The following is a 21,418-nucleotide window of genomic DNA, read 5'->3' on the forward strand; positions in this document are numbered from 1 at the left end:
AAAACAGTGGCGCAATGTTTGCGCTGTCGAGTGAGCTTTAGGGGAAGCTAATGTACACGTTGCGCGACCTCGCTTCGAAAGCACGGGTAACGGAGACCGCTGGTGAGAATCCGGCGCCCGTAGACGGGCGGCTGCGCGCAGTCAAGCGCGAGACATATGCCGTCCGCGAAGAAGAAAAGGTCACCGAAACAGCCACGTCCGCTCACAAGCGGCTGATGTTGCCGGAAATCGACCTGTTGGACGCGCTCGCCTGGATGCGTGCCCGGTGGATTTTGATAGCAGCGCTCGCGATAATCGGCGGCTTGGCGGGTCTCGCCTACGGCATGACAGCAAAGCCGCGATATACAGCCTATACGGATTTGTTGGTGCCGCCGTCCGGACTTCAGTTGCTGCCTAACGATGTCTACGCCCAGAGTCTGCAGGCAGATAGCCAGATACTCGACATTGAAAGCAAGATGCGCATCCTCACTTCCGGCAACGTACTCCGGCGGGTTGTGACGGATTTGAACCTGAATGAAGATGAGGAGTTCGTGCCGCCTCCGCCAGCCTTCGATATTCGGGCTATGCTTGGCCTGAGCAAGCCGGCAGGTCCGAAGGACGATACGCTGACAGCGGTTCGCGCTCTGTCGCAGCGCATCAATGTTACGCGGCCTGAACGGTCCTATCTGGTCACGATTGCCGTCTGGACGGACAATCCGGAAAAATCGGTGAAGGTCGCGGATTCTCTGGCGAACGCCTTCCAGGAAGAAGTCGCCCAGGCGGATGCCGATGGAGCAGGCCGTGCTGCCGCAGCCCTATCCGAACGTCTGGCCTCCTTGCAGAAGGCTGCGACAGAAGCAGAGGAGAAAGTCGCGGCATTTCGCAGGGCGCACGGCTTGCAGACCGCCGGCGGCGAACTTGTCAGCACCCAGTCGATGACGCAGATCAACTCCAAGCTGGTCGATGCCAGGGCGCGTGTTGCAGACGCAAGCACCCGCTATGAGGAACTGACGAAGGACACTGGCAGTGCTGTTAGTCCGGCGAGCACATTGCAGTCGCCCACGATGACAAACCTGCGCGGACAATATGCATCGCTGAAACAGCGTTACGACGCTCTCGCCATGACTTACGGGCCGCGTTACCCGGAATTGATGAATACGGAACGACAGCTTGCCGGCCTGGAACAGCAGATGGCGCAGGAACGGGCACGCATCCTGCAATCAGCAAAGGTTGATCTGGATCAGGCAAACGCCGTTGTGGCTGTGCTCAATGCGCAGGCCGCTTCGGCACGTTCAGCAGTCGCGCTTGACAATGATGCGCAGGTCCAGCTTTCGGACCTTGAACGCGACATGGCCGCGAAAGTATCAATCTATAATACCTTTCTGACCCGGTCGTCGGAAACCAGCCAGCGCCAGCAACTTGATGCGACAAACATACGGATTATTTCGACGGCCATTCCGCCGATCAGTCGCAGCTGGCCTCCCAAGTCAATGGTGCTCGGTGCCGGGGGCGGGATTGCCGGAATGGGTCTTGGCGTGGTGTTGGCGCTGGGCTTGGGTTATCTTGGAGCATGGCGTCGAAACCGGGAAGGTCTGATCTGACTTGGCTGAACTATCGGTTCATTATCGTGAGGAGATAAAGCCGCGGGTCTCGTCAGCTGTCGGAGCTGGCCTTTTTCTATGCATGTTTCTGTTCATGTGGATAGGGACCAATCCCTACCCGGATATTGGTGCCGTGACCGGTGTTACTGCCAAGGCCGCCGATTCCAGTTCGTTCAACCAGCTTGTCACCCTGTTTCTGACTGGCAGCTTTCTGGTCTGTGCACTGAATAGCTCCATGCGAACCGCCGTCATGCAGCCGCGCATTCTGATGGGGCTGGTTTTCTTCTGGCTTTTCCTGACGGCCATGCTGTCGGCCCATCCCATGATCGCCAGCAAGAAAGTCGTGTTGTCTATCCTCACGGCTCTGAACGCGAGCATCTTTCTTATGTTGCCGCAATCCGAACGCCAGATGGCGCGGCTTTTGGCAATCGGCTCACTGATAACGCTGGCATTCGCCTATTTCGGCGTGATTTTTATGCCGCAACGCGCAATTCATCAGGGCACGGAAGTCATTGAGCCTATGCTAGCCGGCGCTTGGCGCGGTCACTATCCGCACAAGAATGCCGCCGCCGCTTCTCTCGTGCTGATGAGCTTTTTGGGGCTTTACATCCGGAAACGCGGCTTGCCGAAAACCGGTCTGCTGATTGTCGCTCTTTGCGTTTATTTCGTGCTGCATACAGGCGGCAAGACATCGACGGCCATGCTGCCCTTTATCGTGGTGATGTCGCTGGTGTTCGTGCGGTGGAAATGGACGCGTGCTCTCATAGTGATTGGCGGGATCGCAGCATTCAATATTATTGCCGTCGGGGCCGCTGTCTTCGACCCACTGCGCGAGCTTGTACAAAGTTTGGGAGTTGACGCCAGTTTTACAAACCGTTCTGATATTTGGAAACTTGCATTCGCGGCGATCTCGGCCAAGCCGATTTTCGGCTACGGTCTGGACTCGTTCTGGAAAACGCCCGAAATGGTCTATGCAGGCGGCGGCGGTGCAAGCTGGGCGGTTGCCGCCTTCAATGCGCATAATTCCTTTCTGGATATGATGATCAATGCCGGCATTATCGGTCTGATTCTGACGCTTGTCTGGATAATGATTTTGCCGCTTCGATATATTAGGGAAGCGGAAAGCACAGATAACGACCCTATATTAACGCTGCTTTATATTCGCCTTTGGCTTTACGGATTATATATGTCTTGTATGGAAAGTACGTTCTTTCAGAACGGTGGGGCACTATGGTTCTGTATCATGGTTGCTGTCTTCGGATTGCGCTTGCAGGCTAAGGCAAGGCTTGTCTGAAACAGCTTTGGGGAGCTGGGGCAATGGCGGAAATGGATAGTCTTGAGAGGGCGCGCGCGCGTCTGGAATGGTACGCCATTCGGCTGAACGACAGCATCAGTCGCCGGTTTCCGTTACGCCCATTCTACTTGCCGTCGAACGAACGGATCATCTCTTTCACCTTCGATGATGTTCCCGATACCGCGGAAAGCGCTGGGGCTGCGATTCTTGATAAGTACGGGGTTCACGGCACCTTTTATATTGCCGGCAGTATGGTTGACACGAAAGAAGCCCAGAGGAACCTGGTCACGCAGGAAGGGTGCCGAAAGCTGGTTGAGCGTGGGCACGAACTGGGTTGCCATACCTATAACCACCTCAAGGTTCCCTATTTCGGCCCCGGAGAAATAGCGGCCGACCTTGACCGCAACACGGCCTATCTCGACGGTTTTGAGCCCGATCGTATTTTACCACGCAATTTCGCTTATCCTTATTGCGCGTCTTCCATGATGACGCGGCGGCTGTTTGCCGATCGTTTCGCAACGTGCCGTGGCGGCGGCAATCGCATCAATCGCGGCACGATTGATCTTGCCTTTTTGCAGGCGGTGGAAATAAGACAGCCTGACGACGAGGCTGCACGCCAGACCCGCTGGATCGACGATCTCAGCACCAATCCGGGATGGCTCGTCTTTTATACGCATGATATCAGCGATACGCCGACTGAATTCGGGTGCAAGCCTGAGACCTTTGAGCGTCTCGTATCCCATGCAGTGAAAAGCGGGGCGGCTGTTCTTTCCGTCCGCGAGGTATTGGCGCGCCTCGGCGCGCAAAGAGGTGCTGTTTGACGCATGTAAATGATGTGGACCGTCGCCTGTTGGCGATTAACAATTATTTTTATCGGCGCGGTGGCGCCGAAACTGTTTTTCTCGACCACATCAAGTTGTTTTCAGAGATTGGCTGGCAAACCGCACCTTTTGCCATGCAGCATCCAGACAATTTTGCATCCGATTGGTCTTCCTATTTCGTCTCGGAAATTGAGTATGGCCGGGAAAGCAGCCCGCTCACCAAAGTCGTGCAGGCGGGCAAGATCATCTATTCGTGGGAGGCACGGGACCGGATCAAGGCATTGATCGAACGCTTTCGTCCGAACATCGCGCACGCGCACAATATCTATCATCATTTATCGCCGTCCATTTTCCCCGTCCTGAAGGACGCCGGTATTCCGACCGTCATGACGGCCCACGACCTGAAGCTTGCCTGTCCGGCCTACAAGATGCTGTCGCACAATCAAATCTGCGAACGATGCAAAGGCGGACGCGTTTATAATGTAGCGCTTCATAAATGCATCAAGGATTCCACGGCACTGAGCGGACTGGTTTTCGTTGAGACGGCAATTCATCGCATGCTTGGCCTTTATCGCAATACGCTTGACCGTATCGTTGTGCCGAGCCGCTTCTATATCGCGAAACTTGCCGAATGGGGCTGGCCGAAAGAGAAGCTGGTCTACATTCCCAACTTTGCCCATACGGATGATCTGAAGCCCTATGCCGATGAGGGTGATTATTTCGCCTATGTCGGAAGACTGGCGCCGGAAAAGGGGATCGCTACGCTCATCCGTGCTGCGGCTTTCGCGGGGCAGAAACTTGTCATTGCGGGTACAGGGCCCGAAGAACAGTCATTGAAGGCGCTTGCGGCTGAGGCGGGCGGGGACGTTACTTTTGCAGGCTATGTCTCGGGCGAACGGCTGCATCAGCTTATCGGCGAGGCGAAAGCGCTCGTTCTGCCGTCAGAATGGTATGAGAACGCCCCGATCAGCATTCTGGAAGCCTACGCACTTGGGGTTCCTGTGATCGGCGCTGATATCGGTGGAATTCCGGAAATGATTATCGCAGGTGAGACCGGCATGGTTTCGCGTGCGGGCGACGTTGATGATCTCGCCCGCGTTCTGGGCGATTTTGACAGATTGGCTCCGCAGGCGCGGCGCAAGATGGGAAATGCAGGCCGGGTCTGGGCCGGTAACGAATTCTCGCCGCAGGCGTACAGAAACCGGACGCTTGAGCTCTACGCCGAGTTGGGAGCATTTTGATGGTCCGAAGCGACAAAAGACCTCGCGTCATGATGCTGGGCCTGCGTGGCATCCCAAATGTGCAGGGGGGAGTGGAAAAGCATGTCGAGGAACTCGCCCGGATCTATGTGACGAAGGGCTGGGGTGTCGAGGTTATCGGGCGTCGTCCTTATCTCGAAAAGAAGCAGCCCTATGTATGGGAGGGCGTACAGGTAACGCCAAGCTGGGCGCCGACCTCCATGAAGTTTGAGGCAATTGTGCACACGGTGTTGGGCGTATTGCGGGCAGGTTTCAGCCGTCCGGATATCTTGCACATTCACGCAATCGGCCCTGCTCTAGCCGTCCCGCTGGCACGCCTGTTCGGATTGCGCACGGTCGTAACGCATCACGGTTTTGATTATAATCGTCAGAAGTGGGGACGTCTTGCGCGGACCATGCTGAAGCTTGGCGAATGGTGCGGGATGCGCTTTGCAAATGCGCGCATCGCGGTGTCCAACGATATCGCTCAAACGATGCAACAGCACTATCACGTGCCTGTCGCTTTCATCCCCAACGGCGTTACGCTTCGTCCGGCCTGCAAAGACACGACCTGGCTGGAGAAGCACGGCCTCTCTCCAAAACGCTACATCGCGCTTGTTGCGCGGATCGTTCCGGAGAAACGTCAGCTTGATCTTATCGAAGCCTTTGCAAAACTTGCCGATCCTTCCTTGAAACTGGCCCTGATCGGGTCGGCGGAATATACGGCTGAATATGCCGGGACCGTCCGAGCGAGGGCAGCGACCGTGCCCGGTGTCGTGTTGACGGGCGCGCTCCGCGGGGAAGAACTGTCAGCCTTGTTCAGTCAGGCCGCATTATTCGTCTTGCCATCCAGTCATGAGGGCATGCCGATCGCGCTTCTGGAGGCCATGGGATATGGCTTGGACGTGCTTGCAAGCGATATCACTGCGAATGTGGAAGTCGGACTTTCGAAGGACAGCTACTTTCCACTTGGCGACGTAGATGCACTGAAGGATGCGCTGCGCCGGAAAATCGATAAGCCTTTGACCGGCGAGCAGTCGCAGGAAATGATCGACTGGATCGCACGGGATTACAGCTGGAGCGGGATCGCTGACCGCACGCTGAAGGTCTATGAAGAAGGGAATAAGGGAGTAGGGGAGTAGGGGAATATGGAAGGATGAACCTGTTCCCAAAAGTGGCCGGTGTGGCGGCAAATTGATTTGTGCGCCCGTACTCGAAAGTCGCCCTTTCGCATATATATGCCGCTTTTTTGGTTCAGGTTCTGAGGAAGTGCGGGAATAGAAAAAGGGAGATGTCGCACATGGTCGACATACTCCCTTATTCCCTTACTCACCTATTCCTTTAAATCAGCGCGCCCGACGACGCTCCGCGGTCGGCTGGAAAGCCAAACGTGAATGGTAGCTGCAATATGGGCTCGATTCACCGGACTCATGGCCACAGAAATGGAAATCTTCGTTCAGCGGGTCACCGATCGGCCATTTGCAGGTGCGTTCGCTCAACTGCAGCAGCGAGAGACGGCGCGAAATGGGGACCACCACGTCGGAAGCAGGCTTGACCACGGTTTCCGCAACGACGTCCACGGCGTAGTCCATCTGAAGGGCGGTGGCGCCGACCGTCTTGGTGACCGTGGCCGTGCGCATCGTCGTTGTATGCACGCCGGTTGAGTGTTGTGCTGCAGGACGTGGCGCTGCGGCAACCGTATTGACTTTCTTGCTGCGCGGAGCAGCGGTCGTGGTTTTGCCACGGCCCGAAAGCTTCAAACGGTGCACTTTGCCGATCACTGCGTTACGGCTGACGCCGCCAAGCTGCGCTGCGATCTGGCTTGCGCTCAAGCCTTCGCTCCACAGTTTCTTCAGTAGTTCGACGCGTTCGTCTGTCCAGTTCATCGCCCTGGGCTCCAATCATTTTCGTTATCCGGAATCCACCAGTGTTCTCGGATCGCTCCAAGCGCAAACACCATATCTATCCGGGTGACTAGGTCCGCCGCACGAAATGTAGCTTTAATCTCTAAAAAGAAACTACAATATCCAACGACTCCATGACAAGGGATAGCCTTGTCAGGCAGATTCCATTTTTACAGTTTTCCCCAACTTGGGTGCCAAACGCGGTTTTTATTTGATCGCGCAGAAATTTCGCGCGCGATTTCTTCTGAACTGAAACCCGGATTGTTTCAGGATAGAACATCGCGGACTTGCGGGACGAACATGCCGTCTGGCAGTCTCAGCCGTGGAAAGATCCTTCTCTATATAGTGTCAATGTCCGCGTAAAGCCACCTTCCTTGCCGGAATGTTGCAAGAGCGCGAAAATGCATGAACTCATGCCGAAAGATGCCTTTAAACCTCGCTTGCTTTGATTGACATTTTTTCCATGAACGCCAATATACGCGCGAGATAAACATGCCGCCCTGAGGGCGGTTTTTTATTTCTGCCGGTGGCTCAGGCGAGGAGCTGGAGTCATCAGGACCATTCCTCTCATGTCCTGTTGTGGTTTCGTGACGGTTTGGAGTGGAGTGTTGGGCGCTCGTCGAAAGGTGGGAACCGTTTCGAGTGCCTGAGGACTGTCTATGGGAAAACACAGCTTTGCCGGTGCAGCCGGGCAAGCTGCCAATATGGGCTTTGGAGGCCTGACGCTATGACCGACGCTACGACCGTGCAACCGCTTTACGACACCTACAATCGTGCGGCTCTGCGCTTCGAGCGAGGTGAGGGCATCTGGCTTATTACCGAAAGCGGTGAACGTTATCTCGATTTCGCGGCTGGTATTGCTGTGAACTCGCTTGGTCATTCGCATCCGCATCTGGTGGAAACGCTGAAGGCGCAGGCGGACAAGCTGTGGCATCTGTCCAACGTTTACGAAATCCCAGCGCAGGAAAAGCTCGGGCGGCGTCTTGTCGAGAGCACTTTCGCCGACAAGGTCTTCTTCACCAATTCCGGTGCTGAAGCACTTGAGTGCGCCATCAAGACCGCACGCCGCTATCATTATGTAAGTGGTCATCCGGAACGTTTCCGCATTGTCACCTTTGAGGGCGCCTTCCATGGCCGCACGCTGGCCACAATTGCCGCTGGCGGTCAGGCGAAATATCTCGAAGGTTTTGGACCAAAAGTTGATGGTTTCGATCAGGTGCCGTTCGGCGATGAGGCGGCATTGCGTGCAGCTATCACCGACGAGACCGCGGGCATCCTGTTGGAACCCGTTCAGGGCGAAGGCGGTCTGCGCGGTTTCCTCGAGGAATTCATGCGCATGCTGCGCCAGATCTGCGACGAGAAGGGCCTTTTGCTGATTCTCGATGAAGTGCAGACAGGCGTCGGTCGCACCGGCAAGCTGTTCGCGCATGAGTGGGCTGGCATCAAGCCGGACATCATGGCGGTCGCCAAGGGCATTGGTGGTGGTTTCCCGATGGGGGCCTGTCTCGCGACTGCCGAAGCTGCCAAGGGCATGACGGCGGGCGTTCACGGTACGACCTATGGCGGTAATCCGCTGGCCATGGCTGTCGGCAATGCGGTTCTTGATGTTGTTCTGGCCGATGGCTTCCTCGAAAATGTCCAGGCTACCGCTCTGGTTATGAAACAGGGGCTCGCCTCCATCATCGACCGCTACCCGGACGTCGTTTCGGAAGTGCGTGGTCGTGGTCTGCTGATCGGCATCAAGTGTGTGGTGCCGAATACCAGTCTCATTCAGGCTCTTCGCGACGAGCATTTCCTGAGTGTGGGGGCCGGCGACAATGTTGTTCGTCTGCTTCCGCCGTTGATCACGACGCCCGAAGAAGCGCGCGAAGCACTGAAGCGCATCGAAACGGCAGTCGAACGGCTCGCAATTGCAAATCCGACCAGTAAGACAGCGTGATATCATGGCTACCGATAACGGAATCAAACACTTTATCGACCTCTCCGCTGTGCCTGCTTCGGAGCTTCGTGCGATCATGGAAGACGCCAAGGCACGCAAGGCGCGCCTGAAGGCAGGAGAGACGGAAAGACCATTCGCAGGCAAGGTGCTTGCAATGATCTTCGAAAAGCCCTCCACCCGTACGCGCGTGTCCTTCGATGTCGGCATGCGCCAGTTGGGCGGTGAGACAATCATGCTGACCGGCTCGGAAATGCAGCTCGGACGCAGCGAAACCATCGCCGACACGGCGAAGGTTCTCTCGCGCTACGTCGATGCAATCATGATCCGCACCACTTCGCATGACCGGATGCTGGAACTTGCTGAATATGCAACTGTGCCGGTTATCAACGCACTGACGGATGATACGCACCCTTGTCAAATCATGGCTGACGTTCTTACATATGAGGAACATCGCGGCCCGATCAAAGGCAAGACTTTTGCTTGGATGGGGGACGGAAACAACGTCCTCCACTCGCTGGTTGAAGCTGCGGCGCGTTTTGATTTCAACGTCAATATCGCAACGCCGGAAGGCAGCGAACCCAAGTCGCAGTATGTCGATTGGGCGAAAGCGAACGGCGCGAGCATCATGTCCACCACCGATCCGGAACGGGCGGCGAACGGTGCGGATTGCATCGTGACCGATACCTGGGTTTCGATGGGACAGGAAGATCATGCCCGCGGCCACAACGTTTTCATGCCCTATCAGGTCAATGCGCGACTGATGGCAAAAGCTGATCCAAAGGCGCTTTTCATGCACTGCCTGCCCGCCCATCGCGGTGAGGAAGTGACGGATGAAGTGATCGATGGACCGCAATCGGTCGTATTCGACGAAGCGGAAAACAGGCTCCATGCCCAGAAAGCCATTCTGGCGTGGTGCCTGCAAGGAGCATAATTTGGCTGATAAGACCAGCAACGAGCATACCGAAGTCGGAAACATCCCGGTCAATCTGGGCGATTTGGACTTCGCAGGCGATGACGCCGTCGTTCCTTTTCAGGTGGAAGGGCTCGACGTGCGTGGCCGCGCGGTTCAGCTTGGCCCGAGCATCGACGGCATTCTGAAACGCCATGACTATCCTGAAGAAGTGGCTCGCCTGCTGGGAGAAGCAACGGTTCTGACCGTATTGCTCGGCACTTCGCTCAAATTCGAAGGCAAGTTCATCTTCCAGACGCAGTCCGACGGCCCGGTCGACATGCTGGTGGTCGATTTCCGTACTCCACGTTCAGTCCGTGCCTACGCACGTTTTGACGCGGAGCGGCTGAAGGAGGCGATCGCCGCAAACAAGACGAAGCCGGAGGAGCTGCTGGGGCGCGGCACGCTTGCCTTCACTGTCGATCAGGGCGCCTATACCCAGCGTTATCAAGGTATCGTTGCGCTTGATGGCTCGACGCTGGAAGAAATCGCTACGACCTATTTCCGTCAGTCGGAACAGATTCCGACTGACCTCAAGCTGAGCGTCGCCAAGCTTGTCGAGCGGGGCGTCGATGGAAAGCCTGTCGAACAGTGGCGTGCTGGCGGGTTGATTATTCAGTTCCTGCCGGAATCCGAGTTGCGCGCGCGCATTCCCGATCTGCCGGGTGGCGATGAGGATGACGCCGAAGCCGCCTTCCATCCGGAAGATGACGCTTGGGACGAGGCTCGCTCGCTGGTCGGCACGATTGAAAGTTCGGAACTGACAGACCCGCAAGTTGGCTCGGAGCGGCTGCTTTATCGGCTGTTTCACGAACGCGGCGTGCGTGTGTTCGACTCTGTGCCTGTGCTGGATGAGTGCTCGTGCTCGCGAGAGAAGATTTCCGGCGTGCTGTCAGGCTTTACAGCCGAGGAAATTGCAGAAAGCGCGGATAACGGCAAGATATCCGTGACTTGTGAGTTCTGTTCCAAACTCTATGAGTTTGATGCGGCGGAGTTCGAAAACTGACGCTCTGAAGTGCATCCCGAAAAGTGCGAAGCGGCTTTCGGAACCAAGATGCGCGTAAAGACAATGGATAGAGCGGTTCCGGCGACTTAATTTAAACCGGAACCGCACGGAATAAATTTCAGTAGGAATTTATCCCCATGCCCAGGCAGGCTGTTATCTCCCACTGGTCAACAGTGGAGATACGATATGACCGACATTTGGTTACCAGTTACTCAGCAGAACCTCGAGATTGATGCTGACAGTCCGCTCGATTTTTCGACATTCCTATTGAACCCACCGATTACCGAGGAGCGACGGCTCATCGTCAATTCGGATGGTCAGATCGTATTGCAGAGCAATCCGGCCGTTCCATATCGGCTGCTGTGCGGAGCCATTGCAACTATTCCCGACCATGTGACAGCGGACAGGATGGCCGTTCAGCTGCGCCGCCATGGATATAATTGCGTACGGTTCCATTTTCTCGACATTGCTTTGATGGAGGGGCAGCTTCAGGATTTCGAATACCGACAGGACATTCTTGATCGGTTTCGCTACTACATGGCCGCATTGAAGCAAAACGGCATCTACTGGATCGTAGATGGCCTGACATCCAATGGCGGCGCGTTGGGCGGTGTAACGGACCGCTGGGGAACGGAAGGCAGGCTGAAGCTCATGACGCATGTTGAAAATGCGGCTTTCGGCCATTGGCTGCGCTTTCAGGTGGACATATTCGGGACGGTCAATCCCTATACCGGGCTTGTGCCTTTCGAAGACCCGGCAATGGCGGTTGTTGTGCCGTTCAACGAAAATGGACTGGCGTTCAATTCGTGGGTCTATGCCAACGGCGACCTCCAGGCGCTGCCGGAATTGAAGCGGCCGTTCAATGCTTGGCTGAAGGAGCAATATGGTACCACAGCTGCTTTGCAGGCTGCCTGGGGCGGTGAGTTGCTGGTGAGCGAGCAAATTGAAAACGGGACAGTTTCGCTACCTTCGGACCGTTACGCCGCGTCCAAACGGCTGAGCGATTTTGCCCGTTTCTGCGTGTCGGTTGAAACCGAGACGGCGAAGAAAATGAGCGACTGTATTTATGCGATGGGCTTCAAGGGCATCGTAGCACCGTATAATAACGGGTATGGTATCCAGACTACGCTTACACGCCGCAATCAACAGGCGGTGGCGATGAATACCTATCACGATCCCAACGACAGTATGACAGGGCCGATACTCCAGACCAGTTCGTTTGAGGGTGCGGTGGCTTACGTCCGCAATGCGGCTTCGACACGTCTGGCCGGCAAGCCATTTGTGATGACGGAGTATGATCACGTTTTCTGGAACAGGCATCGCTACGAGGCGGGGCTGGCAATGCCGGCTTATGCCGCGCTGCAGGACTGGAATATTCTGTGCCGACACAGCAATGGAGCACTTGTCCTTGGCTATGGCGGTAGCGACTTTAACGAACAGTATATCCGTCCTTACCGAACGGCACTTGATCCCGTTGCCCGTGCCGGCGAAACGCTGTCAGCGCTGCTTTTCCGCCGCGGAGACGTTGCAAAGGCGTTGCATCGCGTGGTGGCGCAGATACAGGATATCGGAAATCTGGTCGGGCTGGACATGGAGGAACCGGATGCGGCGACGATCATGTCACTGATGTCGCGGTTCGCACAAGGCGATGCTCCGCTCGCACCAGACGCTGTGTCGGTCGGTTCCCCTCGCCAGATCAGCACCCGTGCGGACGCAATCGCATTCCTTCGTAGCAATGGAGTTTTGGCTGCAACAAATCCAAGCGATGCAGCCTCGGGGACATATGTCAGCGATACCGGAGAGATCCGGCTTGATATTGCGGCGAAACAAATGCGGGTCGTCACGCCGCATACGGAAGCGCTTGCATTCTCATTGATCACCCAGCCGGTACAACTCGGGCAGCTTTGGCTCGGTTCGGCTTCCGGCGCGGGTATGCTGGCGGTTTCTTCCCTCGACGGCCAGACGGTAGCAAATAGCAGTAAGCTATTGCTGATCTTCACCACGGATGTACGCAATACCGACATGGTCTTTGCCGACAGCGAAGAAAAGACGGTCAGCAACTTTGGCACCCTGCCGGTGCAGATCAAGGTTGGGTATGTCTGGTTCAAGATGCCGATCAACACGGCGTGGCGCATATCCCCGGTCGGACTGGATGGCGTGGTGCAGCCTCCGGCGATTACGGGTAACGGATCGGATGGGCTCAATGTCGAGCTGTGGAACAATGTTTCTGTTCTGCCGAACCCGCCCGGACCAACGACCTATTTCCTGATCGAACGCATTTAAAATCTCATCGGGCGCCGGATTGCGCGCCCTGTTGAATATCCAGGCGCTTTTCTCCGAGCCTGGTGGCGACGTGCGAAAGAGCCAAGGAACAGAGTTATATTCTGTTCGCCATACTATCCCTCGGAAAATGTGGGGAGGTTTTCAATTCAAGGTGCGTCGCAGGTCCGGCATGTCAAGCGAGAAGGCAGGAATGTCGACTTCGAACATGCTGCCGCCGTTGCCCTGCATTTGGTAGCGCCCCACCATGACGCCTGACGTAGTGGTCAACGGGCAGCCGGAGGAATATTGAAATGAATCGCCCGGCTCAAGGGTTGGTTGTTCGCCAACAACGCCAGCTCCGCGCACTTCCTCGACACGCCCATTTGCGTCGGTAATCTGCCAGTAACGCGAACGGAGTTGCACGGTTTCCGCAGAATTGTTGGCGATCGTTATACGATAGCCCCACACATAGCGGTTCTCGGCGGGGTCGGACTGGTCTTCCAGATAGAAAGGTTCGACCGAAACTTCGATTCCGCGCGTTACCGCTCTATACATGCGCACCCGCCCTACATTCGCATCGACCCCGGCATCCTGCAACCTGGATCGCAATGATGCGTGTCTACTCAACGGTTCGCCGGTTCAGTTTACGGACGCCGTCATTCGCCTCTCCTATCGCCAAAGTTGCGGGGGAGGTCAACAATTCGGAGCGGTAAATATACCGCAATTGCCGAAATATTCCGGCAATTGCGTTGTTTCAGCCTCTATTTGCAGCCTAAAAGCCACAATATCGAGATACACCGGTTCAGCGAGCGACCTTCAGCGCCGCTTCCACGTCTTCCACGAGGTCGTCGGTATCTTCAAGGCCGAGCGATATCCGCAGCAAGCCATCGGAGATGCCGAGTTCGACCTTCGCCTCGTCGCTAAGGTTCTTGTGCGTTGTGGTTGCCGGGTGGGTGATAAGGCTTTTCGCGTCACCAAGGTTGTTGGAGATGCTGAAGACCTGCAAAGCGTTCTGGAACTTGAACGCAGCCTCCTTGCCGCCTTCCAGCTCCAGGGCGATGAGGGTCGATCCGCCCGTCATCTGCTTGGCGATGATATCGGCTTGCGGATGGTCCGCCCGGCCAGGATAGATCACGCGCTTCACGCCCGGCTTGCCCGCGAGGAAGTCGGCCACCGCAGCCGCCGACAGCGTCTGCTGGCGTACGCGCACGGACAGCGTTTCAAGGCCCTTCAGCATGATCCACGCATTGAACGGGCTGAGACCCGGACCCGTATGACGGAAATAATCCTGCAGGGTATTTTCAATCCATTCGCGGTCGGAAAGGACCACGCCGCCAAGGCAGCGCCCTTGGCCATCAATATGCTTGGTTGCCGAATAAACGACGATATGCGCACCGAGCTCCAGCGGCTTCTGGAAAAGCGGGGTTGCGAAAACATTGTCGACGATGAGCTTCGCGCCTGCTTCATTGGCGACCTGCGCGACGGCTGCAATGTCGATGATTTCGAGCGTTGGATTGGATGGGCTTTCAAGGAACATCACTTTGGTGTTCGGGCGAACAGCCGCTTTCCAGTTTTCAATATCGGAACCGTCAATGATCGAGATTTCGACGCCATATTTCGGCAAGATCGTTTCAACGATGTAACGACAGGAGCCGAAGACGGCGCGAGCCGAAATCACGTGGTCGCCGGCCTGCACCTGACACAGAATGGCGGCTGCCACCGCCGCCATGCCGGATGCGGTAGCGCGCGCATCTTCGGCGCCTTCCAGCGCACACATGCGCTTTTCAAACATGTCGGTGGTTGGGTTGGCATAGCGCGAATAGATGAAACCCGGATCCTCACCCTTGAAGCGCGCTTCAGCGGCTTCAGCATTGGGATAAAGGAAGCCCTGCGTCAGAAACATCGCTTCCGACATTTCGGCAAATCCGGAGCGAAGCGATCCGGCATGCACGAGTTCGGTTGCAGGGCGAAATTTGCGGGTATTCTCAGTCGTCATTTTTCCAACCTGTCGAAAGCTGGTCGGCCGGGGCACGAGCCTCGGCGGCCAATAAAAAAACCGGCCTTGCGAAAACGCAAAAGGCCGGTAACGAACCGCGGCCTTTTTTAGCGAATTCTTTAACGTGGCTGCAAGCCGGCCGGCCAAATCACCACGGAACAGTTTTCCATTATGCCTGTTGAGTGGAGCCGTCAATGCCGAAACCGCCTCATTTCCCGAAAAGCGCATCCGGAGCGCTGCGGAAATACTCTGATTCCTGCGGAAAACCCGGTTTCTAGCGGTTCGAAGGGTTGGCATTGAGGCCCCGAGCAGTCAATGGTCTTTTCAAGCAATGCCTGGAGCATGTCTCCCGAAAGTGGGAACCGGTTTCGGGATAAGACATGCGTGAAAACAAGAGATTAAAGCATGTCGCTTGGATACGATAAAGTACGACAAGCTTTAGGCTACGGAGTATCGGGTTAATGATGCAGAAAGATGCTGGAATTCTGGCGGATGCGGATATTTCCGCGCTGTTTGAAAGCGGTTTGCTGGCGTCCCCACGCCCTCTCGATGCCGATCAGATACAGCCTGCGAGCCTGGATCTGAGGCTTGGCGCAAAAGCCTATCGCGTTCGTGCCTCTTTCATGCCGGGTCCGGGCACGCCGGTCATCGAAAAGCTTGAACGACTGAAACTGCACGAGATCGACCTGACCGCAGGAGCCGTTCTGGAGACGGGCTGCGTTTACATTGTTCCGCTTCTCGAAAGCCTGGTGCTGTCGCCGGACCTTTCGGCGTCGGCAAATCCGAAGAGTTCAACGGGCCGTCTGGATATCTTCACCCGCGTCATTGCCGATGGAGCGCAGGAATTCGATAAAGTGCCTGCCGGATATAATGGCCCGCTTTATCTGGAAGTCAGCCCGCGCACATTCCCTATCGTCGTGCGTACAGGTTCCCGCCTTTCGCAGATACGCTTCCGCAAGGGGCGGGCGCAGCTTGATGAGGCTGAACTTGCTGCATTGCATAAGGCCGAAACGCTGGTCGCTGCTGAAATGCCAAATATTTCCGGAGGCGGTATTGCGCTGTCGGTTGACCTTTCGGGCGGTCCCGACCGGCTGATTGGCTATCGCGGCAAGCACCATACGGCGGTGGTGGATGTGGACAAGCGCGCCGCGCACGACATTCTTGATTTCTGGGAGCCGATCTATGATCGGGGCGCGCGTGAACTGGTGCTCGACCCGGACGAATTCTATATTCTCGTTTCGCGCGAGGCCGTCCATGTTCCACCGCTTTATGCGGCGGAAATGACCCCGTTCGATCCGCTGGTCGGTGAATTCCGCGTTCATTACGCAGGCTTCTTCGATCCGGGCTTCGGCCACAGCGCGGCGGGGGGAACCGGCAGTCGCGCGGTTCTGGAAGTTCGCAGCCATGAAGTCCCCTTTATTCTTGAGCACGGGCAGATCGTGGGGCGTCTGGTGTATGAGCACATGCTGCATCGTCCTTCTGCGCTTTATGGTGTCGATCTCGGCTCCAACTATCAGGCGCAGCAGTTGAAGCTTTCCAAGCATTTTCGTTGACTATAAGAGCCTCCTCCAAGCAAATATAATTATGGTGGAGGAGCAAGGTCGACGTGACGAATGGAACTGAACGGGATCAGGACAAAAAGCCTCAGGCTGTAACAGATGCCCCGCAACGCAGGCTGTCAGTCGGCATTGTTGCGCTGCCTGGTTTTACACTCAGTGCGCTCAGCCTTTTCCTCGATCCCTTCCGGCTTGCTGCCGATGATCGCGACAAGAGCCGCCAGATACGCTGCGCATGGAAAATCTGCACGCTTTCAGGAGATCCCGTTACCTCCAGTTCGGGCATGGTGATCGAGCCGACCGCGCCTATCGGCGAGCTCGACGATTGCGATTATGTGGCAGTCGTCGGTGGTTTGCTTGCGCAGTATCGGCCCAGACAGCAGGCGCTGGTCGATCTCATCAAGCGTGCGGACCGGCGCGGCAAGACCGTGGTTGGCCTTTGCACAGCTGCCTTTCTGCTGGCGGAAGCCGACCTTTTGCCGGACCGCAATTGCTGCGTCAGCTGGTTCCATCGCGACGATTTTCTGGAGCTTTTCGACGGATATACAGCCGATACGACGAGCCTGTTTCATCGCAGCGGAAGGCACTTCACCTGCGCGGGCGGGCTTGGCACTGCGTCGCTGGCGCTTTCAATCATACAGAACGAGATTTCGGAGGAACTGGCGCGCAAGAGTGCGTCCATTCTCATGATCCCCTATGAACTTGTGCGTTCCGAACAACCGGCGCTGAGCTTCAACGGGGTGCGTTCGCCAATGATCCGCAAGGCAATCCGCATTTTCGAGGAAACGCTGGAAGATCCGGTGCCGATGATCGACGTGGCGCGCCGACTGGGAATTTCCGTCCGCCAGATGGAGCGTGGCTTCAAGCTCGCCCTTGAGCGAACGGCGTTCGAGGTTCGCGAGGAGCTTCGGGTTAAGAAGGCCAAGGAACTTTTATCCGAAACAAGCCTGTCTTTGCTGGAAGTGGCTGTTGCAAGCGGCTTTACTGATACACGCAGCATGAACCGCTCGTTCTCGCGCCAGAAGCAGAAAGCCCCGCGCGAGTACCGCAAACAGCGGTGAGCGAGGGCGGAACTTGCGCTGGATGAATGGAGCGCCTATTTCTTGCGCGAAGAATCTGTCGCTTTGACCAATAACCGCACAGGAGATTTGCATGTCGGATGGTGTAAACCGTTTTCTTGGCGATACCCCGGCCCGCGTTCTGATCAAGCTGGTGCTGATTTCGCTGGTGGTTGGCGTGGTCATGAGCGCGTTTCACTGGACGCCCTATGACATCTTGTACGGAATCCGCGATTTCTTCCTCCGCCTCTGGAATATGGGCTTTTCGGCAATTGCAGGCTTTGTCGATTATCTCATCCTTGGCGCGGCAGTCGTCATTCCTGCCTTTATTTTGCTCCGTATCCTCAGCTACCGGAAATGAAATCAATTCGGTAACTGGATAGCTCAGACAGGCATGCAGCAGAAACAAGGATTAACACTGAACCGGCGCGGCTTTCTGACCCTCGCCGGGGGAGCGTTGGCGGTGTCGGCAATGCCGTTCAAAGCGGCATTGGCAGCAGCCGATGACGATCCCACCGCGATTTTCAACGCTATTCGCAAGGCAAACGGACTGCCTTTGATGGCGACGGATTCAAAGCTTGAGCAAGCCGCACTTTACCAGGCCAGGCGCATGGCGAGTTATGGAAAGATCGGCCATAGTGTCGGTTGGGGCAATGGTTTCGTCGCGCGGCTGCGGCAGGCCGGTATCCGTGGGCCGGCGGCAGAGAATGTCGCATCGGGACAGCGCAACACACAGGCCGTCTTCGATGCCTGGATGAAATCGCCCGGACACCGCAAGAACATGCTCGATCCGACCTTCGAGCATTATGGTCTTGCCTGGGCCACGCCTGAAAACAAACCAGCTTATATATACTGGGCCATGATGCTCGGACTCTAATGGCTCATTTCTCCTGACAGTCGGCTGTCAGGAACTGCGACAATGCGGTGGCCGAATTATCTGTAGTTTCGATTGATTCCAGAGTAGATCGTTTTGATCTGAGGGGAATATTCGGGACAAGCATCATGGATCAGTCGCTGCAGCGTGGTGGCGTAACAAGGCCGTTCGAAGTAACACACAGGATGGTGATGTTGATCGCCATCCCCATGACGCTTGCTGCGATCACCACGCCGCTTCTGGGTCTCGTCGATATGGGTGTTGTCGGCCAGATGGGGCAGGCCGAGCTGATCGGCGGTCTGGCAATTGGCGCGCTCGTCTTTGATTTCCTGCTGTCTATATTCAATTTCCTGCGTTCCGGCACGACCGGACTTGTCGCGCAGGCCTTGGGTGCAGAAGACGCCGTGGAAGAACAGGCCATCTTCTGGCGCGCCATCATCATCGCGGTGATTGCCGGCGGCCTGATGATCCTGTGCTTGCCGATCATCATTGCTATCTCGTCCACCTTCATGCACCCGACCTCTGCCACACAGGAAGCCATGGCGACCTATGTGTCGATCCGCATGTTGTCGGCGCCGGTTGCGCTCATCAACTATTCAATCCTGGGGCTGGTTCTCGGACGAGGACAGGGCATTGTCGGCCTCGGCCTTCAGGTGCTCCTCAACGGCATCAATATCGTGCTCTGCATTATCCTCGGGCTGGAATGGGGCTGGGGGGTCACTGGTGTCGCCTGGGCGACCGTGACTGGCGAAACAGTTGCCGCTCTCGTCGGCATGTTCATCGTGCTGCGGCACTTCCGCAAGGATGCGTCACTGCGTCCGGATCGGGCGCGGATATTCCAGAAACAAGGGATATTGCGCATGTTCGCGGTCAATCGCGACATCATGATCCGCTCCTTCCTGCTTCTCACAGCCTTCGCGTTCTTTACGCGGGCGGGGTCTGATCTTGGCCCGGTCACACTTGCGGCCAATGCCGTCTTGATGAACTTCTTCCTCATTGCCGGTTTTTTTCTGGACGGCATGGCGGCGGCGGCCGAACAGATTGTCGGACGGTCTATCGGGGCGCGTTACAGTCCCGCGTTCGTGCGCGGAGCCAAGCTCACTTTCGTCTGGGGGCTGGTCATGGCGAGTTTGATCGCCTTTTTCCTGCTGGTGTTCGGCGATGCAATCATCGGGCTTCTGTCCAAGGCGGAAGATGTCCACGCTGAAGCCCTGAAATATCTGCCCTGGGCGGCGCTGACAGGGATGACGGGGCTGCTGGCCTTCCATATGGACGGGGTTTATATCGGTGCTACATGGTCGCGCGACATGCGCAACATGATGTTCCTGTCGCTTGGCTTCTTTCTGGCAGTTCTTTATGCGGCAAAGCCCGTGATCGGCAATCACGGGCTTTGGCTGGCTCTCAACCTGTTTCTGTCAATTCGCGGAGTTTTGCTTCTGGCGATCCTGCCGCGCCGTTATCGTACAGAATTCATTATGTGACCCGGCTCTCAGGCGGGCAGGTCACGCTTCGCCCAGTCGCTCGTGTCCCGGTCGCGCAGTGCGGCGATGTTGGCAACGCCTTCGCGTTTCACTGCCGCCGACAGGCCACGCACGATTTCGGCGGGCAGGTTCGGTCCCCGATAGATCAGGCCCGTATAAAGCTGGACGAGATCAGCGCCCGCCTTGATCTTTGTCAGTGCTGTTTCAGCGCTATCCACGCCGCCAACGCCGATCAGCGGCATGTCAGGGCCGACGCGCTCCCGCATCCGGGCGAGGACGATGGTGGAGCGGTCTAAAAGCGGTGCGCCGGAAAGCCCGCCGGTTTCATCGCGGTTTTCTGCGCATTTCAGTCCAGCGCGTGAAAGCGTCGTGTTGGATACGATGATGCCGTCCAGTTTCTGCTCAGTTGCCTCAGCAGCAATATCGTCCAGTTCTTCATCCGCCAGATCGGGCGCGATCTTGAGGAAAACCGGACGTTTCAGCGTGCACATCTTGCCTTCTTCGTTGCGGGCTTCCAATACGCGGCTCAACAATTCACGCAGACTGTCGCGGGCCTGAAGGTTGCGCAGTCCCGGCGTGTTGGGCGAAGAAATATTGACGGTGAAATATCGCGCCAGCTGATAGAAGCGACGGATACCGGCAACATAATCGGCAATGCGGTCTTCGGCATCCTTATTGGCGCCGATATTGACCCCCACAATGCCGCTTTTGCCTGCGCGTTGCGACAGGCGTTTAAACGCAGCATCATGGCCTTCATTGTTGAAGCCCAGACGATTGATGACGGCTCTGTCATCCACGAGGCGGAAAATGCGCGGGCGCGGATTGCCGCTCTGCGGACGAGGGGTGATGGTCCCGATTTCGGTAAAGCCGAAGCCCAGCTTCAACAGCGCATCAGGCACTTCAGCATTCTTGTCGTAACCCGCTGCCATGCCGAGCGGATTTGGAAACTGCAGCCCGGCAACCTTGACGGAGAGAGCCGGATCGTTTGGCGCGCCGCAGGTCACAAGGCCCATCTTCAGGCCGGCGATGGAAAGGCCATGTGCCTGTTCCGCATCGAAGGCAAAAAGGGCGCGTCGCCCGAGAGTTTCAAAAAGCCCGCTCATTAATCTTCCAGCTCCGGAAAAATGTGAAGACCATCATCGCCCAGCAGCAAGGGTTCAACCTTTGAAACCGCTGCAAGCGGCAGCTTGCCATACAGATGCGGAAATAGAGCCCCACCGCGTGAAACTTCAAACTTCAATGCTGCGCCAAGCGCAGAAGCACTCACACTGATCAGAAGCAGATCCTGCTGGCCTGCAAAATGCTTGGCAGCCGTTTCCCGCACCTGTGCTGCAGTGGAGAAATGGATATAACCATCGGCAATATCAACTGGAGCCCCGGCAAAACTACCAGCCTGTTCTGCTTGTGCCCAAAGGTCGCGCGGAGCGATCTTATAGATGATCTGAATTGTCATGGCTGCT

General features: G+C 56.5%; 20 protein-coding genes and 1 riboswitch. Of the genes, 14 read left to right on the forward strand and 6 right to left on the reverse strand.

The window, feature by feature from the left end; genetic code table 11:
• The first annotated feature begins 50 nt into the window (after positions 1–50).
• Positions 51–1,580 carry a GumC family protein gene (locus J9800_RS11965; protein ID WP_114214142.1) on the forward strand — a complete coding sequence of 510 codons (1,530 nt, stop codon included), beginning with the start codon at positions 51–53 and terminating at the stop codon, positions 1,578–1,580.
• A gap of 76 nt (positions 1,581–1,656) precedes the next feature.
• Here the strand turns inward: J9800_RS11965 and J9800_RS22090 are convergent, their stop codons facing one another.
• On the reverse strand, positions 1,657–1,899 hold the full coding sequence (locus tag J9800_RS22090; RefSeq protein ID WP_286191697.1) for a hypothetical protein: 243 nt from the start codon (positions 1,897–1,899) through the stop codon (positions 1,657–1,659).
• A 3-nt stretch (positions 1,900–1,902) separates the two neighbouring features.
• Between J9800_RS22090 and J9800_RS11970 the strand changes: the two genes are divergently transcribed.
• From J9800_RS11970 to J9800_RS11985, 4 genes are read left to right on the forward strand one after another with little or no spacing between them, the layout of a single operon-like run.
• Positions 1,903–2,874 carry an O-antigen ligase family protein gene (locus J9800_RS11970; RefSeq protein WP_286191699.1) on the forward strand — a complete coding sequence of 324 codons (972 nt, stop codon included), beginning with the start codon at positions 1,903–1,905 and terminating at the stop codon, positions 2,872–2,874.
• A gap of 23 nt (positions 2,875–2,897) precedes the next feature.
• Positions 2,898–3,695, forward strand: a complete 798-nt coding sequence (locus J9800_RS11975) for a polysaccharide deacetylase family protein (protein WP_114214141.1) — start codon at positions 2,898–2,900, stop codon at positions 3,693–3,695.
• On the forward strand, positions 3,692–4,936 hold the full coding sequence (locus J9800_RS11980; RefSeq protein ID WP_114214140.1) for a glycosyltransferase family 4 protein: 1,245 nt from the start codon (positions 3,692–3,694) through the stop codon (positions 4,934–4,936). The genes J9800_RS11975 and J9800_RS11980 overlap by 4 nt, the downstream gene beginning before the upstream one ends.
• The gene (locus J9800_RS11985; protein WP_114214139.1) at positions 4,936–6,075 is read left to right on the forward strand and encodes a glycosyltransferase family 4 protein; all 1,140 of its coding nucleotides are present in this window, start codon (positions 4,936–4,938) and stop codon (positions 6,073–6,075) included. The genes J9800_RS11980 and J9800_RS11985 overlap by 1 nt, the downstream gene beginning before the upstream one ends.
• 204 nt (positions 6,076–6,279) lie before the next feature.
• On the opposite strand, the gene J9800_RS11990 is transcribed toward J9800_RS11985, so the two are convergent.
• The gene (locus tag J9800_RS11990) at positions 6,280–6,819 is read right to left on the reverse strand and encodes a GcrA family cell cycle regulator (RefSeq protein WP_112589887.1); all 540 of its coding nucleotides are present in this window, start codon (positions 6,817–6,819) and stop codon (positions 6,280–6,282) included.
• Between the two features lie 745 nt (positions 6,820–7,564).
• Here J9800_RS11990 and J9800_RS11995 point away from each other — a divergent pair.
• The 4 genes from J9800_RS11995 to J9800_RS12010 all read left to right on the forward strand — a co-directional run bounded on the left by J9800_RS11995 (position 7,565) and on the right by J9800_RS12010 (position 13,014).
• Positions 7,565–8,776 carry an aspartate aminotransferase family protein gene (locus J9800_RS11995; protein ID WP_114214138.1) on the forward strand — a complete coding sequence of 404 codons (1,212 nt, stop codon included), beginning with the start codon at positions 7,565–7,567 and terminating at the stop codon, positions 8,774–8,776.
• 4 nt (positions 8,777–8,780) lie between these two features.
• Positions 8,781–9,707, forward strand: coding sequence for an ornithine carbamoyltransferase (argF, locus tag J9800_RS12000; RefSeq protein ID WP_114214137.1), 927 nt, complete (start codon positions 8,781–8,783; stop codon positions 9,705–9,707).
• A 1-nt stretch (position 9,708) separates the two neighbouring features.
• The gene (locus tag J9800_RS12005; protein ID WP_114214136.1) at positions 9,709–10,731 is read left to right on the forward strand and encodes an Hsp33 family molecular chaperone; all 1,023 of its coding nucleotides are present in this window, start codon (positions 9,709–9,711) and stop codon (positions 10,729–10,731) included.
• Positions 10,732–10,917: 186 nt separating this feature from the next.
• Positions 10,918–13,014, forward strand: coding sequence for a glycoside hydrolase (locus J9800_RS12010; protein WP_114214135.1), 2,097 nt, complete (start codon positions 10,918–10,920; stop codon positions 13,012–13,014).
• 141 nt (positions 13,015–13,155) lie between these two features.
• Here J9800_RS12010 and apaG read toward each other — a convergent pair whose 3' ends face one another.
• Both apaG and J9800_RS12020 read right to left on the reverse strand, forming a co-directional pair.
• A complete protein-coding gene (gene apaG / locus J9800_RS12015; protein ID WP_112589898.1) occupies positions 13,156–13,548 on the reverse strand; it encodes a Co2+/Mg2+ efflux facilitator ApaG/CorD in 393 nt (130 codons plus the stop codon).
• A 247-nt stretch (positions 13,549–13,795) separates the two neighbouring features.
• Positions 13,796–14,989, reverse strand: coding sequence for an O-succinylhomoserine sulfhydrylase (locus J9800_RS12020; RefSeq protein ID WP_114214134.1), 1,194 nt, complete (start codon positions 14,987–14,989; stop codon positions 13,796–13,798).
• Positions 14,990–15,074: 85 nt separating this feature from the next.
• Positions 15,075–15,154: riboswitch (SAM riboswitch) on the reverse strand.
• A gap of 296 nt (positions 15,155–15,450) precedes the next feature.
• On the opposite strand from J9800_RS12020, the gene J9800_RS12025 reads away from it, so the two are divergent.
• From J9800_RS12025 to J9800_RS12045, 5 genes are all read left to right on the forward strand, one after another.
• On the forward strand, positions 15,451–16,542 hold the full coding sequence (locus tag J9800_RS12025) for a 2'-deoxycytidine 5'-triphosphate deaminase (protein ID WP_114214133.1): 1,092 nt from the start codon (positions 15,451–15,453) through the stop codon (positions 16,540–16,542).
• Between the two features lie 53 nt (positions 16,543–16,595).
• The gene (locus tag J9800_RS12030; RefSeq protein ID WP_114214132.1) at positions 16,596–17,606 is read left to right on the forward strand and encodes a GlxA family transcriptional regulator; all 1,011 of its coding nucleotides are present in this window, start codon (positions 16,596–16,598) and stop codon (positions 17,604–17,606) included.
• A 91-nt stretch (positions 17,607–17,697) separates the two neighbouring features.
• Positions 17,698–17,964, forward strand: a complete 267-nt coding sequence (locus tag J9800_RS12035; RefSeq protein WP_006466052.1) for a DUF6460 domain-containing protein — start codon at positions 17,698–17,700, stop codon at positions 17,962–17,964.
• Positions 17,965–17,997: 33 nt separating this feature from the next.
• Positions 17,998–18,480 (forward strand): CAP domain-containing protein, encoded by a 483-nt coding sequence (locus tag J9800_RS12040; protein ID WP_114214131.1) that lies wholly within the window; start codon positions 17,998–18,000, stop codon positions 18,478–18,480.
• Between the two features lie 125 nt (positions 18,481–18,605).
• Entirely contained in the window at positions 18,606–19,958 is a 1,353-nt protein-coding gene (locus J9800_RS12045; protein WP_114214130.1) for an MATE family efflux transporter, read from the forward strand.
• A gap of 8 nt (positions 19,959–19,966) precedes the next feature.
• Here the strand turns inward: J9800_RS12045 and J9800_RS12050 are convergent, their stop codons facing one another.
• Positions 19,967–21,061: a quinone-dependent dihydroorotate dehydrogenase gene (locus J9800_RS12050; protein ID WP_114214129.1), complete on the reverse strand. Its 1,095-nt coding sequence runs from the start codon at positions 21,059–21,061 to the stop codon at positions 19,967–19,969.
• The gene (locus J9800_RS12055; RefSeq protein WP_114214128.1) at positions 21,061–21,411 is read right to left on the reverse strand and encodes a DUF952 domain-containing protein; all 351 of its coding nucleotides are present in this window, start codon (positions 21,409–21,411) and stop codon (positions 21,061–21,063) included. Before J9800_RS12055 ends, J9800_RS12050 begins: the two co-directional genes overlap by 1 nt.
• Positions 21,412–21,418: the final 7 nt, after the last annotated feature.

It is taken from the genome of Ochrobactrum sp. AP1BH01-1, from assembly GCF_018066705.1.
Classification (GTDB): Bacteria; Pseudomonadota; Alphaproteobacteria; order Rhizobiales; family Rhizobiaceae; genus Brucella.